The organism is Streptomyces sp. NPDC051921 (assembly GCF_040680975.1).
In the GTDB taxonomy this organism is placed as follows: Bacteria; Actinomycetota; Actinomycetes; order Streptomycetales; family Streptomycetaceae; genus Streptomyces.
The window spans coordinates 170,421-186,082 of record NZ_JBFAXU010000005.1 but is presented as its reverse complement, the minus strand read 5'-3'; the positions used below and the strand labels follow the sequence as shown (position 1 = coordinate 186,082).

At 72.3% G+C, this 15,662-nt stretch carries 12 protein-coding genes and 1 pseudogene; 10 read left to right on the top strand and 3 right to left on the bottom strand.

From position 1 onward, the window contains the following. Positions 1–20 precede the first annotated feature (20 nt). Positions 21–2,642, top strand: coding sequence for an RICIN domain-containing protein (locus AB0M16_RS09300; protein ID WP_365340535.1), 2,622 nt, complete (start codon positions 21–23; stop codon positions 2,640–2,642). Positions 2,643–3,276: 634 nt separating this feature from the next. Here the strand turns inward: AB0M16_RS09300 and AB0M16_RS09295 are convergent. Continuing rightward, positions 3,277–4,203 carry a LysR substrate-binding domain-containing protein gene (locus AB0M16_RS09295; protein ID WP_365340533.1) on the bottom strand — a complete coding sequence of 309 codons (927 nt, stop codon included), beginning with the start codon at positions 4,201–4,203 and terminating at the stop codon, positions 3,277–3,279. Between the two features lie 459 nt (positions 4,204–4,662). On the opposite strand from AB0M16_RS09295, the gene AB0M16_RS09290 reads away from it, so the two are divergent. The 3 genes from AB0M16_RS09290 (at position 4,663) to AB0M16_RS09280 (ending at position 8,850) form a co-directional block, all read left to right on the top strand. Next, positions 4,663–5,991: a D-arabinono-1,4-lactone oxidase gene (locus tag AB0M16_RS09290; protein WP_365340531.1), complete on the top strand. Its 1,329-nt coding sequence runs from the start codon at positions 4,663–4,665 to the stop codon at positions 5,989–5,991. Positions 5,992–6,178: 187 nt separating this feature from the next. Next, on the top strand, positions 6,179–7,435 hold the full coding sequence (locus AB0M16_RS09285; protein WP_365340529.1) for an amino acid deaminase/aldolase: 1,257 nt from the start codon (positions 6,179–6,181) through the stop codon (positions 7,433–7,435). A 155-nt stretch (positions 7,436–7,590) separates the two neighbouring features. Further along, a complete protein-coding gene (locus AB0M16_RS09280; protein ID WP_365340527.1) occupies positions 7,591–8,850 on the top strand; it encodes an SLC13 family permease in 1,260 nt (419 codons plus the stop codon). 97 nt (positions 8,851–8,947) lie between these two features. Here the strand turns inward: AB0M16_RS09280 and AB0M16_RS09275 are convergent, their stop codons facing one another. Beyond that, positions 8,948–9,313, bottom strand: coding sequence for a hypothetical protein (locus AB0M16_RS09275; RefSeq protein WP_365340525.1), 366 nt, complete (start codon positions 9,311–9,313; stop codon positions 8,948–8,950). A gap of 171 nt (positions 9,314–9,484) precedes the next feature. Between AB0M16_RS09275 and AB0M16_RS09270 the strand changes: the two genes are divergently transcribed. The 4 genes from AB0M16_RS09270 (at position 9,485) to AB0M16_RS09255 (ending at position 12,537) form a co-directional block, all read left to right on the top strand. After that, positions 9,485–9,907, top strand: coding sequence for a cell division protein SepF (locus tag AB0M16_RS09270; protein WP_365340523.1), 423 nt, complete (start codon positions 9,485–9,487; stop codon positions 9,905–9,907). Between the two features lie 364 nt (positions 9,908–10,271). Further along, a complete protein-coding gene (locus AB0M16_RS09265) occupies positions 10,272–11,474 on the top strand; it encodes an ATP-binding protein (RefSeq protein ID WP_365340763.1) in 1,203 nt (400 codons plus the stop codon). Next, the gene (locus AB0M16_RS09260; protein WP_365340521.1) at positions 11,461–11,901 is read left to right on the top strand and encodes a nucleotide pyrophosphohydrolase; all 441 of its coding nucleotides are present in this window, start codon (positions 11,461–11,463) and stop codon (positions 11,899–11,901) included. The genes AB0M16_RS09265 and AB0M16_RS09260 overlap by 14 nt, the downstream gene beginning before the upstream one ends. 126 nt (positions 11,902–12,027) lie before the next feature. Then, positions 12,028–12,537 (top strand): DUF6099 family protein, encoded by a 510-nt coding sequence (locus AB0M16_RS09255; RefSeq protein WP_365340519.1) that lies wholly within the window; start codon positions 12,028–12,030, stop codon positions 12,535–12,537. 393 nt (positions 12,538–12,930) lie between these two features. Here the strand turns inward: AB0M16_RS09255 and AB0M16_RS09250 are convergent, their stop codons facing one another. Further along, positions 12,931–13,350, bottom strand: a complete 420-nt coding sequence (locus tag AB0M16_RS09250) for a hypothetical protein (RefSeq protein WP_365340774.1) — start codon at positions 13,348–13,350, stop codon at positions 12,931–12,933. A gap of 248 nt (positions 13,351–13,598) precedes the next feature. Here AB0M16_RS09250 and AB0M16_RS09245 point away from each other — a divergent pair. Next, a pseudogene (locus AB0M16_RS09245) lies at positions 13,599–13,697 on the top strand (LLM class F420-dependent oxidoreductase); the annotation flags it as partial. 46 nt (positions 13,698–13,743) lie between these two features. Continuing rightward, a complete protein-coding gene (locus AB0M16_RS09240) occupies positions 13,744–15,504 on the top strand; it encodes a recombinase family protein (RefSeq protein ID WP_365340517.1) in 1,761 nt (586 codons plus the stop codon). Positions 15,505–15,662 lie beyond the last annotated feature (158 nt).

The following is a 15,662-nucleotide window of genomic DNA, read 5'->3' as shown; positions in this document are numbered from 1 at the left end:
CACAAGGAGAAACACCCCCCATGAACAACCCCACCAACGCCGGGCGCCGCGGACGTCACCGCCGTCGCAGGACCGCCACCGCTCTGCTGCTCGGTGTGCCCGCCACCGTCGTGCCGTACCTCCTGTTCGTGCAGGACGACTCGCAGGCCGCGACGATCGACGACAGCGCCTACTACAAGCTGGTCTCGGTGCGCAGCGGCAAGGTGCTGGACGTCAACGCCTTCTCCACCGCCGACGGCACCCGCATCCAGCAGTGGACCGACCAGAACACCGCCAACCAGCAGTGGCGGCTGAGGTCCACCGGCGACGGCTACTACGAGCTGGTGAACCGCAACAGCGGCAAAGTGCTCGGCATAGCGGGCGACTCGACCGCGCAGGCGGCCGCCGCCGAGCAGCAGACCGACAGCTCCTCCGCCTCCCAGGAGTGGCGGATCGACACGGTGAGCGGTTCCGACGCCGTCACCTTCACCTCCCGCCGGAGCGGCCAGGTCCTGGACGTCTCCGGAGGCTCGACGGCCGACGGCGCTGCGGTCATCCAGTACGGCGGCCATGGCAGCACCAACCAGCAGTGGAAGCTGATGAGGACTGCCGAGGCCCCGGCCACCGGGACCGGACCGTACGCGTGGAAGAACGCCCAGGTGGTGGGCGGGGGTTACGTCACCGGGCTGGTGTTCAACCCCCGGGAGAGGGGGCTGCTGTACGCGCGTACCGACATGGGCGGCGCCTACCGCTGGGACGCCGCTGCCGAGCAGTGGATCCCGCTGACCGACTGGCTCGGCGAGAAGGACTGGAACCTGCTGGGCATCGACGCGCTGGCCACCGACCCCGTCGCCCCCGACCGGCTCTACCTCGCGACCGGCACCTACACCAACGAGTGGGCCGGCAACGGCGCGATCCTGCGCTCCACCGACCGTGGCCGCACCTTCCAGCGCACCGATCTGCCGTTCAAACTGGGCGGCAACGAGGACGGCCGCGGGGCCGGTGAGCGGCTGGTGATCGACCCCTCGGACAACCGCACCCTGCTCCTCGGCACCCGTAAGAACGGCCTGTGGCGCAGCACGGACAGTGGTGCGACGTGGCGGCAGGTCTCCTCGTTCCCCGTCAAGGACGGTGCGGGCAGTGGTGCGGGCATCTCCTTCGTGACGTACGGCCCGGCCGGCAGCAGGACGGTCTATGTCGGCGTCGCGGACAAGTCCACCTCCCTGTACCGCTCCACCGACGGCGGCAGCACCTGGCAGGCCGTACCCGGGCAGCCCACTGGCCGGCTGCCGCAGCACGGCGTGGTATCCGGTGACGGCTCGCTGTACCTGACGTACACCAACGCCCTCGGACCCAACGGCGTGACGGCGGGCTCGGTCTGGAAGCACACGCCGTCCGGCGGGACGTGGAAGGACATCACCCCGTCCCGCGGCTCGTACGGGTTCTCCGGCCTGGCCGTCGACCCGAGCAAGCCGTCCACGGTGATGGTCACCACCCTCGACCGCTGGTGGCCCGAGGACGAGATCTACCGCACCACCGACGGCGGCACGACCTGGAAGGCACTGGCGGACACGTCGGTGCGGGACGCCTCCGCCGCTCCCTACGTCGGCACCCACACCGGGCACTGGATGACCGCCCTGGCCATCGACCCCTTCGACTCCGGGCACGTGCTGTACGGCACCGGCAACGGCATCTGGCGCAGCAAGGACGCCGACGCCACCGACAGCGGTGGCACCAGCCACTGGACCGCGGGGGCGCGGGGCCTTGAGGAGACCGCGCTGATGGACGCGATCGCCCCGCCCGGCGGTGCCGCTGTCGTCACCGCCATGGGCGACCAAGGCGGTTTCCGCCACGACGACCTGAACAAGGTCCCGGCCGGGCGGCTGAGCAATCCGTTGATGACCAACAGCACGGACATCGACTTCGCCCAGTCCACGCCCTCGATGATGGTTCGCGTCGGCCGCGGCGGCGCGCAGGACGGCGCCTACTCCACCGACGGCGGCACCAGCTGGAACGGCTTCGAGGCCGAGCCGGTGGCCGGTGCCCAGGACGGCCGTGTCGCGCTCGCGTCGGACGGTTCGACCATCGTCTGGACCCAGGCCGGTCAGGTCCCGTACCGCTCGACCGACAAGGGGGCGAGCTGGTCGAGGGTCGGCGGACTGGGCGCCGACGCCGTGGTCGTCGCCGACCGCTCCTCGGCCAGGACCTTCTACTCCCTGTCCGGCGGCACGCTCTACGCCAGCACCGACGGCGGCGCGGTCTTCACCGCCCGCGCCACGAACCTGCCCGCCGGTCGGCTCACCGCCGTCCCCGGCATCGCCGGAGACCTGTGGATCGCCGGCGGCCAGGGGCTGCTGCACTCCACCGACGGCGGCCGCACCTTCACCGCGCTCGCCACGGTGAAGTCCGCCTCCGCCCTCGGCTTCGGCAAGGCCGCACCCGGCGCCTCCTACCAGGCCTTGTACCTGATCGGCACCGTCAAGGACGTCACCGGCGTCTTCCGCTCCACGGACAAGGGCGCCACCTGGCTCCGCGTCAACGACGACGCCCACCAGTGGGGCAGCATCGGTGGCGTCGGCGTCGTCACCGGCGACCCGGACACCTACGGCCGTGTCTACGTCGGCACCAACGGCCGCGGCCTCCAGTACGGCGACCCCTCCTGACCCCGACACAGGATGCACTCACGTACGGCGTGTGAGCTGACACACGATCACTGACGGACTGCCGCCCTCCTGGCCGATGGACATCTCGGCCGGAGGGCGGCTTTCCGTTGGAGAGCGGCCCGGGTTCGTAGGCGGTGGCATCGGGCCGTCCTTGACCGCGGCGGAGCCGCAGGTGCCTGGCTCCGGCTCCGCCGACCCCGCCACCACTTCGCCGGCGTCGTCTGTTCCGGTCACTGGGTGCGGGCGGCTCCAGCCACTTGGCGGGGGTCCGCCCGGCGATCGACGGATGGCCGGAGAGACCTCTGGTCTTCCAGGCCGGGCCGGGACACGCCGCGCACGAGCAGGCGCTCGCCACCTCACACCGGCCACCGGTCGGGGCGGCCGATGACCACGACGTCATGGCTGTGATGCCCGACTGCCTCAGCGGCAGAGCACGCAGGAAAGGAATCTTGTGAACACCGCATCCGCCCCGGGCCCGGACGGCCCGGATGGCCCGGATGGCCCGGACGGCCCGGACGGCCCGGACGGCGCGAACGGGTCACGGACCGGACGGCGCGAACGGGTCACGGCCCTCGGGTGACGCGTCCGAGCCTTGCCCGCTCGCCTCCCGCTGGACATCGGCCCGATCCGGCGCCTAGCTCGCGGACGGCGGCCTCTCGATGGCCGCCACGATCGCGGGCTCCCGGTCGCGGACCTGCTGGGCGGCGGCCACGAAGCGGGTCACGGCGGGGGTGCGGTGTCCGTGTTTCCAGGCGACGGCCACGGTGGAGCCGGGGACGCCGGTGAGCGGGACGTAGCGCACGCCGGCCAGCGGGGTGTGGCGCTGGGCGCCGGCGATGGTGATCGTGCAGGCCAGGCCGGCGGCGACCATCTGCATCTCCTCGGTGTGCGAGGTCGTCTCGCGTACGGCCTTGGGCGGGCGGCCGCCGCGCTGGTCGTTCAGGGTCCAGTAGCCCCGCCAGACCGCGTCGGTGGTGCGGCCGATGGCCAGCGGTTCGTCGATGACGTCCTCGGCCGTGAGGCTGGTCCGGGCGGCCAGGCGGTGGTGCGGCGGCAGTGCGACGACCAGGGGTTCCACGAAGAGCGGCAGCGAGTCCAGGTCGGGGACGGCCAGCGGGAGCCGCACGATCGCCACGTCCGAGGATCCGTCGGCCAGACCGGCCGACGGATCGTCGAAGGCGGTCTCGCGCAGCTCCAGCGCGATGTCCGGGTGGCGTGCCGCGAATTCGGCCAGGATCGGTGTGGTCAGCTCCAGTGCCCCGCCCATCAGGAACCCCAGGCGGAGCGTCCCCGAGACTCCCTGACTCGCGTTCCGCGCCGCCGCCACCCCGGCGTCCAGCGCGGCGAGTGACTCCCGCACCGAGTCCAGGAACGCCCCGCCGGCCGGCGTCAGCGCCATGCTGCGGGTGGTGCGGTCGAGGAGGCGCACGCCGACCGCGTCCTCGAGGTCGCGGAGCTGCTTGCTCAACGCCTGCTGCGTGACGAAGAGACGCGCGGCCGCGCGGCTGAAGTTCAGCTCCTCGGCCACCACGACGAAGTTGCGCAGTTTCTGCGTGGCCACATCCACAACCGTTGATTGTAGGCATCGGCTCAACTCGTTGTTTCCCTGGGTAACGCCGCGCCTCTACGTTGGCTGGCTATACGGGCGGACGGCGACGCGGCGTCGCCGACGGGGGACCGTCCCGACGGGGCACCGTCACACCCCTCCGCCACGGGTGAACACTCACGGCCTCGGTCGGTCGCGGACCGGCAGCGGATCGTCACCCGCGTCGGTCCCGGTCCTCCGTGCCGTGCACTTCCTCCATCCGTCCGCCGTTCGCCGTCCATCCGTTCGCCGCCATCTGTCTGCCGTCCGCCGTCCGCCGTCCGCCGTCCGCCGTCCATCCGTCTGTCCGCCCGCCGTCCATCCGTCCGTCGTCCATCCATCCGCCCGTCGTCCATCCGTCCGTCCAACCGTCCCTAGCTCTCTCCTCGTCCCTCGGCAGTACCGAGCGCCCCCCGACCCTCGAAGGAGACCACCGTGGCTGAGAAGTGGCGCAACTGGGCCCGCCAGCAGACCTGCACCCCCGCCCGCATCGAGCGTCCCGCGAGCGAGGAGCAGCTCAGCGAGGTGGTCGCCCGTGCGGCCCGCGACGGACTGCGGATCAGGCCCGTCGGCAGCGGGCACTCCTTCACCGACACCTGCCTCACCGACGGCGTCATGGTCGACCAGAGCCGCATGCAGCGCGTCCTCGACGCCGACCCGACGACCGGGCTGGTGACGGTCGAGGCCGGAATCAAGCTGCACCGCCTCACCGCCGAGCTCCACCGCCACGGCCTCGCGCTGGAGAACCAGGGCGACATCGACACCCAGTCCCTCGCCGGGGCGCTGGCCACCGCCACCCACGGCACCGGCGAACGCTTCCGCAACCTGTCCGCCAACGTCGTGGCCTGCCGGCTCGTCACCGCCACCGGCGAGGTCGTCGAGATCGACGAGGCGCGCGATCCCGACGCCTGGCGCGCGGCCCGGGTCTCGGTCGGCGCGCTCGGCGTGATCTCCCACTACACGCTGCGCTGCGTCCCCGCCTTCCGCATCCACCGGATCGACGAACTGCGCCCGGCGGCCGACGTCCTGGCCGACCTCGACCGCCTCGTCGCCGCCCACGATCACTTCGAGCTGCTCGCGCTGCCCCACACCGACAAGGTCCTGACCTACGCCTCGCAGCGCACCGACCGCCCCGCGGCGCCGCCCGGGCGCCTCACCGCCTGGTGGAACGACGACGTGCTCCCCAACGCCGGGCTCGGCGCCGCCTGCCGCTTCGCCCGGCTGATCCCGAGTGCCGCGCCCGGCGTCGCCCGCGCCGTCGCCGGCCTGATCGGCCGCTACGAGCAGCTCGACGACAGCTACCGGGTCTACGCGCACCAGCGCCGGGTGCGGTTCACGGAGATGGAGTACGCGATCCCGCGTGCCCACGCCGCCGAGGCCCTGGAGCGCGTCCGGGCCCTGGTCGTCGACCGGCGGCTCCCGGTGCTCTTCCCGATCGAGGTCCGCTTCACCGCCCCCGACGACGCCTTCCTGTCCACGGCCTACGGCCGCGACACCGCCTACATCGCCGTCCACCAGGTCGCGGGCGCCGAGTACGAGGCCTTCTTCCGCGCCGTCGAAGCGATCATGGACGAGTACGAGGGCCGCCCCCACTGGGGAAAGCGCCACTTCCAGACCGCTGCCGCTCTGGCGCCCCGCTACCCGGGCTGGCAGGACTTCCAGGCCGTCCGCGCCCGCCTCGACCCCGACGGGGTGTTCACCAACGACTACGTCGCCCGCGTCCTCGGCCCCGTCCCCGTCTCCGTCCCCGGGGGGCGACCGTGAGCGGCGGCGCCACCTCGTACGGCGCCCGCCCACGGCGCCGCGTGCAGCACCCCGCGTACGGGCTCGCCCACGGCCCGCGCGTCCCGGATCCGCGTACGGCACCCACGTACGCGATCACCTGCAGCACCCGCACGAGGACCCCATGCCTGCCCACCCGCTTCCTTTCCTTCACGTCAGGGGCTGATCGATGACCACTCCCGACTTCGCCGCCCTCGACCGGGCCACCCGTCACCTCCAACCCCCCTTCGCCGTGCTCGACTCGCGGGCCATGCGGCACAACGCCGAGGCCATGCGCCGTCGCGCCGGGGGCAAGCCGATCCGCCTCGCCAGCAAGTCCGTACGGAGTCGGTCCGTCATCCGCTCGGTCCTCGCGATGCCCGGATTCCACGGGATTCTCGCCTTCACCCTGCCGGAAGCCCTGTGGCTCGCCGAGGAGTTCGACGACATCCTGGTCGGCTACCCGACCGCCGACGACTCCGCCCTGCGGCAACTCGCGCAGGATCCCCGGCTCGTGGCCAGGGTCACCGTGATGGCCGACTGCCCGGAGCACCTGGACCTGATCGCCGCGGCCGCCGCGGCAGGCGGCCACACGCTGCGGGTCTGCCTCGACCTGGACGCCTCCCTCAAGTTGCTCGGTGGCAAGGTCCACTTCGGCACGCACCGCTCCCCGCTGCACAGTCCGGAGCAGGCCGGCGCTCTGGCACGGAGCGTCGTCGAACGGCCTGGACTGCGCCTGGTCGGAGTGATGGCGTACGAGGCGCAGATCGCCGGCGTCGGTGACGACGCCCCCGGCCCGTACATGCGCCGGGCAGCCATCCGGGCCCTGCAGGCCGTCTCCCGGCGCGAGCTCCGGAGCCGGCGCGAGGCCGTGATCTCGGCCGTACGGCAGGTGGCTCCCCTGGAGTTCGTCAACGGCGGCGGCACCGGAAGCCTGGAGACCACGGCCGCCGAACCCGCCGTGACCGAGCTCGGCGCGGGTTCCGGCCTCTACGGGCCCACCCTCTTCGACACCTATCGCGGCTTCCGCCCCCGGCCCGCCGCCTTCTTCGTCCAGTCCGTCGTGCGACGCCCCTCGGCCACCCGTGCGACCGTCCTCGGCGGCGGCTGGCCCGCCTCCGGCGCCGCCGGCCTGGACCGGCTCCCGACCCCGGTGTGGCCGCCCGGCCTACGGCTCACCCGCCTCGAAGGCGCGGGCGAGGTCCAGACTCCGCTCACCGGCCCCGGCGCCGCCGCAGGGAACGGCCCCGGCCCCGGTCCCGGCCTCGGCTCCGGCCCTGGCCGCGGGTCTGGCGCCGCTCGGCTCACCGTCGGCGACCGCGTCTGGTTCCGCCACACCAAGGCAGGCGAGCTGTGCGAGCGCGTCAACGTCCTCCACCTCGTGGACGGCGACCGCGTCACGGCCGAGCTGCCCACCTACCGGGGCGAGGGACAGGCACTGCTGTAGTCGCCTGCCCGCCCTGTGCGCCCCGGGGTGTGCCAGGTGCGCCCGCGGTGCGGCCCGCGCGCGTGGAGGACGTGCGGTCGGCCGGCCCGGGTGGGGCCGTTGCGGCAGGTGTGGCCGGTGGGGGGGTGCCGGTTCGGCGCGGCGGACCGGTCTGGATGATCAGGGGCGTGCTGCTCGAGTTCCTGTCCGTCGCCGCGCTGGTCGTGGTGCTGGTGTGTGCCGTCGTCCGTCCCTTCCACTGGCCAGAGGCGGCCTTCGCCGTACCCGCCGCCGCTGTCGTCGTGGCGACGGGGGCGATTCCTCCGGAGGCCGTACGCGAGGAGGCCGCCCGACTCGGGCCGGTGATCGGCTTCCTCGCGGCGGTGCTGGTGCTCGCCAAGCTCTGCGACGACGAGGGGCTCTTCCACGCCTGCGGGACCTGGATGGCCCGCTGGGCCCACCGGCGCCCGCGGCGCCTGCTCGGGGCCGTCTTCGCACTGGCGTCCGTGATCACCGCCGCACTGAGCCTCGACGCCACCGTGGTCCTGCTGACTCCGGTGGTCTTCGCCACCGCGGCCCGCATGGGCGCCAGAGCCAAGCCGCACGTCTACGCCAGCGCCCACCTGTCGAACACGGCCTCGCTGCTCCTGCCGGTGTCGAACCTGACGAACCTGCTGGCCTTCACCGCCACCGGACTCACCTTCACCCGCTTCGCGCTGCTCATGACGCTGCCGTGGGTCGCGGCCATCGCCGTCGAGTACGCCGTCTTCCGCCGCTTCTTCGCCACCGATCTCGACACGGCCACCGAACCGACGCAGCCGGAGGAGGCGCCGGAGCTGCCGCTGTTCGCGCTCGTCACCGTGGCCGCGACCCTGGCCGGTTTCGCGGTGGCGTCCGCTCTCGGCATCGACCCGGCCTGGGTCGCGGCCGCCGGCGCGACGGTTCTGGCGGTACGGGCGCTGGCCCGGCGCCACACCACGCCGACCGCGATCGTCCGTTCGGCCGCCCTGCCGTTCCTCGTCTTCGTCCTCGCCCTCGGCGTCGTCGTACGGGCCGTGGTCGACCAGGGGCTCGGGGACGGCCTCGGCCGCCTGGTGCCCGACGGCACCTCCCTGCCCGCCCTGCTCGGGACCGCAGCGCTCGCCGCCCTGCTCGCGAACCTGATCAACAACCTGCCGGCCGTCCTGGCCCTCGTCCCGCTGGCCGCACCCTCCGGCCCCGGCGCTGTCCTGGCCGTACTGCTCGGCGTCAACATCGGCCCCAACCTCACCTACGCCGGCTCCCTCGCCACCCTCCTGTGGCGGCGCATCGCCCACCACCACGAGCACGAGATCGCACTGAAGGAGTTCACCCTCCTCGGCCTGCTCACGGTCCCCGCCGCCCTCCTCGCCTCCACCGTCGCCCTGTGGATATCGCTGCAGACCATCGGCACGTGAGGATCCGCGGCGTGCTCGGCATGCGCTCGGCACCGTACTCGGCGCCGCCCCGTCGCCGGCCCCGCTCGGTACTGCCGAAGGAGGGCGCGCCGACGCCCTACGCGACCTGCCGGTCCCCGGACAGGAGCCACCGCCAGCGGTGGCGTTCCGTCACGAGCGTGACCGCGGCGAGGGCGGAGACGAGGACCGCCGCCCAGACGGGCCAGGCCAGCCAGGCGGAGACCACCGCCGCGACGAGCTGCAGGAGGACGAGCAGAACGGTGACCACGCCCGGAACCGGGACGACCACCTGGGCCTTGTCGCCCGGCGTGGAGAAGACCGTGGGCAGCCCGATCAGCACCACCACGGACAGGGCCGCGAGCAACCAGGACGACGAAGCCAGCGCCCAGGGCGTGGCCACCCACGCGACGAGCTCCGTGCCGAAGCGCGATATCGAGGCGATACGGTCGTCCGGTCTGTTCACAGCGAATCCCCCACGGAGTGTCAGGTGCCCGGCCGTCGTCGTACCGGCGGGAGATCATAGGCCGTGGCCCCAGCCGGCCCGCGACGGTCTCCGAAGGTCAACGAGACGGCCCCTCGCAGTCGGTTCGTGTCGGTGTTGGGCCGAACGGGTGAGTAACGGGAGGATGGGCGCATGAGTAGGTACGAGAGGTACGACGTCACCGACGAGCAGTGGGAGGGCCTGGCGCAGGTCGTTCCCCTGCGCGGCCGTGACGAATGGCCGTCCAGGGTGGACCACCGCACGATCCCCGAGCAGTACGAGAACGCCGAACAGCGCCGCATGGTCGTGCTGCGGGTCCAGGTCTTCGCCGACGCCCGCGAGGTCGCCGAGTACCTCATCGCCCAGATCCCCGTGCTCCTCGACCTCACGAGCGCCGACACCGAGGTCGCCAAGCGCATCCTCGACTTCAGCAGCGGCGTCGTCTTCGGTCTCGGCAGCGGCATGCACCGCGTCGACCGCAACGTCTTCCTGCTGGCCCCCGCCGGCACGGAGGTGGAGGGCGCCGAGGACGGGAGCGCCGAGGACGTCGAAGAGGGCGCGATCCCTCGTTCGTAGGAAGGTCGTTCAGACGTAACGGTTCGGCGTTCGGCCGACTGCGTACCGTCCGATCATGACCACCACCGGCGGCACCGCCCCCGACCGTACGCACGCCCCATCGGCCGGCCCCCTGGCCGGTCCGGCGCCCGGCCGGACCCACGTCCCCCCGCAGGGACGCGCCCGCACCCGCGACGCCATCCCGCCTTCCGGGTACACAACCGCAGGTGCACCCGCCCCCGCGCTCGCACCTGCACCCGCCCCCGCTCCCGTCCCTGTCTCCGTGCTCGCCCCCGCACCCGGGGGCGCGTCGGCGCTCGCCGGAGCGAGGGCCGGTGCGAGGGCGAGTGCGGGCGGCGGTGCGGGGGCGGGCGCAGGCGGAGCGATCGTCCGGCCCGCCGTCACGGAGTTGAGACTCTCGGCCTTCGGGGCGCATCGAGGGACGGTTCTGCCGCTCGGGCCCGTAACGCTGGTCAGGGGGCCGAGCGGCAGCGGCAAGTCGACGGTGCTGCGCGCGTACGAGGTGCTGGCAGCGCTCGGCGCGGGGGCCGGGCTCGCCGAGGCACTGCCGGACGCCGTCGACCGCGTACCGGAACGGGCACGCCCCGACGCGCAGGGCAGGCGCGGGTTCCGGATCGGGTGCACGGTCGACGGCCCGATGGGGCCCGTCCACCTCGACGTCGCCGTACAGGCCGAGCCCGCCCTGAGGATCGTCGGCGAACGGCTCACCGCACAGGACGGCCGCACCCTGCTGGCCACCGCCCTGCGCGATCCCGACCGCGGCACCGTCCAGGCCGAGTGGCACACGGCCGGCAGCACGCCCGTCACCAGAGCGCCGTTCCCCGACGACCTCCTCGGTACGGCGCTGCTCCCGTTGCGCGTCGCGGGCAAGACCCCGGGCCAGCGGGACGTGCTGGCCGCGGCGGAGCAGGTGGTGGTGGGGCTGCGCTCGGTCTTCCCCTGCGATCCGCAGCCGCGGCGCATGCGGGCTCCGGTGCCGGTGGGCGCGGGGCGGCTGCGGAGGGACTGCCGCAACCTCGCCGAGGTGCTGCACCGCACGGCCACCGAGTGCTCGAGGCGGCACAGCCGACTCGCGGCGTTCGCGGGCGCGGGCTGCGTGGGGCCGGTCACGGCCCTCGGCTTACGGGAGTTCGAGGAGAGCGGCACCGTCCAGGCCGTACTCGAACGGCCCGGCCGCGCCGCGACCCCACTGAGCCGGCTCGGCGACGGCGAACTGCGTTACCTGGCCCTCGGGCTCGTCCTGCTGACCGGGCCCGGGGTGCTCGCGATGGACCCGGTCGCCGAGGTGCCCCAGGCGATGCAGACACTCACCGTCCTCGCCGACGGCCTCGACCACGGCCTTGACGCCCGGCAGGTGCGCGCCCTGCTGGAACTGGCCGGCGAGATCGGTGCGCGCGGACATCTGCGACTCGTCGCGACCGTCGGGGAGGGCGTGCTGGTGAGGGACGGTGCGCTGACCGGGGAGGGAGAGCCGGTCGAGGCGCGCGGTCCGGCGGGGGAGGGCGCGCTGGACGTCCCGAATGTCCCCGGGGTGACGGTGGTAGACCTGGGACGTGACAGAACATGATGTGGCGGGCCTGCAGCGCCGTCTCGCGGACTTCGCCGCGGCCAGGGAGTGGCAGCCGTACCACACGCCCAAGAACCTGGCCGCCGCGCTGAGCGTCGAGTCGGCCGAACTCCTCGAAATCTTCCAGTGGTTGACGCCGGAGGAGGCCGGGCGGGTGATGGCGGACCCGGACTCGGCGCACCGGGTGACCGACGAGGTCGCGGACGTCCTGGCCTATCTGCTGCAGTTCTGCCAGGTGTTGGGGATCGACCCGCTCGCGGCCCTCGCGGCGAAGATCGACCGCAACGAACTCCGCTTCCCGGTGCGCGGACGCGGGCCCGCCGGGTCCGCCCTCCCCGCAGCCGGGTCGGCGGGGCCTGCCGGGCCGGCGGGGCCCACAGGACCGTCCGAACCCGCCGACGACCCTGATCGTCACTCTTCGGAGTGATCGAGTTTTCCCCATCGAGCTTCCTGTCCACAGATTTCCGAATTCCCCTGGTGTTTGGGCTCAGCCGGCCTCACGCTGGGTAATGGAATGAGTGAGCGGTAAGTCACAAGAACGGGGGCGGCGTTGATGGAAGCAGAGCGACTCATCGCGACCGGTCGGCACGCGCTGACCGAGAGCCGCACGGCGCTGGACATCGTGGCGGAGGCCTGGCAGGCACAGGCCCTCGCCCAGGCGATAGGGAGTCATCTCGCGCTCTGCGGCCCACTGGAGCTGCGGAGCGAGGCACGGGGACTGAGCGAGATAAGCGGCGGGCGCGGCGTGGTCGACCACCCCGCGCTGCGCACCGGCGGGTTGCGAGCCACGCAGCTCACGGGCGTGACGGAGGCGCGCGGGGCGCTGACCGCGCTCGGCGCCCTCCTCGGAGAGGTGGGCATCGCCCTCGTCGGCGTGGCCTGTGCGACCGACGAGGAGGGGCTGTACTGGCAGTGCATCGAGGCCATCGACGCCGCCGACGAGGCGGGCGACCGGGTCCGTGCCATGCTCCGCCGCCTCGCCGCCCGCGACCGCGACCGAGAACGCGCCCGTCCGCCCGACCCGGCCCGGGGCAGAGCGGGCCCGTCCGGCAGGCCGGGTTGAGAGTGGATGCGGGACCGAACCGGACGCATGGCGGCACGGGAGCCATGGCGGCACGGGAGGCATGGCGGCACGGGACACATGACCGCCCGGTAGGCATGGCGGCGCGGGACACATGGCCGCACGGATGGGTCGCCCGGCGGTCGGGTGCCGGGGTACCGGAGCCGGGGTGCGGATCGGCCTGGATGGCCGAGCGACGGGGCGACTCGGTGAGCCATGAGCGGATGGACGACCCAAGGGCCGGGGCGAGGCCCGCCCAGGTCCGGCGGATGGGCGTGGGCTCGGCGGTGGCGACGGTCCGGCGGATGGCCGTGGGGCCTGAAAGGAGGACGGGGCTCGTCGCGTGGACGTGCGCCTGGCGGTCGGCGGGGCCGATCGCGTGACGCCGTCAGAGTGTCACGTAGGGCTGTGCGGCTGCGCGGCTCTGCGGATGGGCACCGCCATGGGCATCGGCACTGCCATGGGCAAGGGCAAGGGCAAGGGCAACGGCCGTGGCCATGGCATTCGCATCGGCATCGGCATCGGCGCCAGGCCCGGCGCCTGGGGCCGGGGGCTGGGCCGACCGGTAGTCGTGGGGCGGGCTGCCACGGGATCCGTCCCGCCCGGGTGGTCGGAGGTGGTGGCCTGGCGGTCCGCCGAGGACTGCAGATCGGCGTCGAGCTGCGAGAGGTCTGCGGTCAGGGCCGCCATCAGCTCCTCCATCTGCTGCAGCAGCCCCTTCGGGGCGCCGCCCTGCTGCTCGGGCACCGAATGAACCGACGGCTGCACGGGCGACACAGGCGAAACGGGCTGTTCCGGCGCGGCTTCCTGGGACATGGCGGCCTCCTCGGCCCGGGCCCTCCGGCGAGGGAAGGACCACAAGAGAGAACGACGCACCGGCAGCGGCCGCCGGCACGCGGGCCGGGCGGTCCGGCTCCGCCCGAGCCAACGACCGCTCACCGGCCCCGGTCACTGGCGGGCGGGACGCCGCCCGCCAGAGCGGCGGATATTCACCCGACAGGGCCGGTGGAGATCATCCGCTGACGAACAGGTTGACGCGCACCCGGCGGTGCAGGATGGGAGGCATGGATCTTCGAATCTTCACGGAACCCCAGCAAGGGGCCGACTACGACACCCTGCTCGAGGTCGCGCGCGCCACGAAAGGGCTCGGCTTCGACGCCTTCTCAGAAGCGGTGTCGTAACTACCCCGGTGACCCCTAGACTCCATGCATGGAGCTCGTCACCCTGAAGCACAGGGACCAAGACATGATTCGAGCCGTCACGTACGAGCGGCAGAGCCACAAGAGCGAGACGGACAGTCAGGCGTCTCCGAAGATGCAGCGTGACAAAAGCATCGCGTACATCAACTCTCAGGAGAACTGGACGCACGTCCCCACCGACTATGCGGATGTCGGGATCTCCGGGTACGACCCTAACGTCTACCGCCCCGGCTTTGAGCGGCTCATGGAAGACGCCCGTGCGGGAAAGTTCGACGTCGTAGTGATCTACATGCTTTCGCGGCTGACGCGTCAGGGTGCCGCGGAGGCAATGAAAATCCAACAGGACCTCGCTAAGTGCGGCGTGGCGATCGTCTCGACGCAAGAGCCGTTCATCAACACGTCGGACGACAACCCCTTCGGCGTCGCGTTCTTCGCCCTCATCGCCGGACTGGCGCACCAGGAATCGAAGAACAAATCCAAGTTCATCCGTGACGCGCTCGCGGAGCTTAAGGCCAAGGGATCACACTCGACGGGGCCCGTACCGTTTGGATTTGAAGCAGAGCCGGTACAGATCGACGGCCTGACAGTGCGCGTGCTGAAGCCGGGGGCGCAGACCGCTGGCTCTCCGCCACCCGGACCGAAGAGCACACCGGCCGACACCGTGGAACAGATCCTCACGTGGGCGGAGGACGGCACGAACCCCAGCGCGATTGCGACGAAGCTGACCGACGCGCGCGTGCCTACGCCTTTGGCGTCGCTCGACGAGGAGAAGTCCAAAGCCCTCCGTGAGGCGGCACAGAAGCGCCGCAAGAGCGGGAAGGACGCCATGGGTTACGAGTGGTCCGCCACGGTCGTCCTGCGGATCCTCAGGGACCCGCGGATCGCTGGCTACGCGATCGGAGCCGTAGACCAGAAAACGAAGCGCCGGGACATCCTGCGCGACGAGGAGGGGCAACCCGTGCGCCCGCATCAGGGGTTCCGCAGCCCTGCCGCGTGGACCGCGATTCAACGGATGCTCGACGGCCGCGCGCCGGCGCCACGACGGGACCGCACAGGGAACCGCACACTGCTCGGCTCCTGGAACATCGCCCGGTGCGGCCTATGTGACGCAGGACTGACCGTCGCTAGCGCTGACGAGTCGTACACGTGCAACCTCAGGCGGTCCGTAGGCGACGTCCCCAAGCACGTGACGAGGATCAAACAGGCAGCCCTGGACGCCGTCGTCGCTGAGCGCGTGTGGGCCCGGGTCAGCGGACTGGACCCGGAGGACCCTGACGACCTGGAGCTCCTTACCGTCGCCGCTGAGCGCTTCGCGAAGCAAGGGGCAGACCCTGCGGCTGCGGATGAGCTCGCGGAGCAGGAGGCGCAGCTAGAGCACGTACAGCAGAGCATCCGGGAGCTCAGTGAAGACCGGGAGAGCTACGTCGGGCCGACGGCACGGCAGGCCTTCCGCGACACCATGGCGAGGTACGCCGCCCATGAGGAACGCTGCACGGCGCGGATCGCCGAACTGTCGTCGCTCGCTGCCTCGTCGACGAGGATCCCCATCGACGAGTGGACGGAGGACACCGACGGCGACCCCTTCGCCCTGGGTGGCATCTGGAGCCGCTGGGACGTCGACGAGCGACGAGCGTTCCTCGCGCTGTTCGTGGACCGCGTCGTCGTCCAGGCGGGTGGAACATCGCGCGCGGGCACGCTGCGCGACAGGACCGACGCACGGACAGAAATCGTGTGGGCGAAGCCCCTTGAGGGGGCGGACGAGGTCAGGTAGATAACGGGTTGGTAACACTCGATGGAAAAGCTGGGGGAGGGCTGTGGCGCTCGCCGGGCGACCGTCCGGGCGTCGCAACATCCCCCCCACGTCGACCGGGCCGCCTCTGTGCGAGCCCTTCGGTAACACAGAGTGTCGAGTTCGCGGCTCAGTTGAGC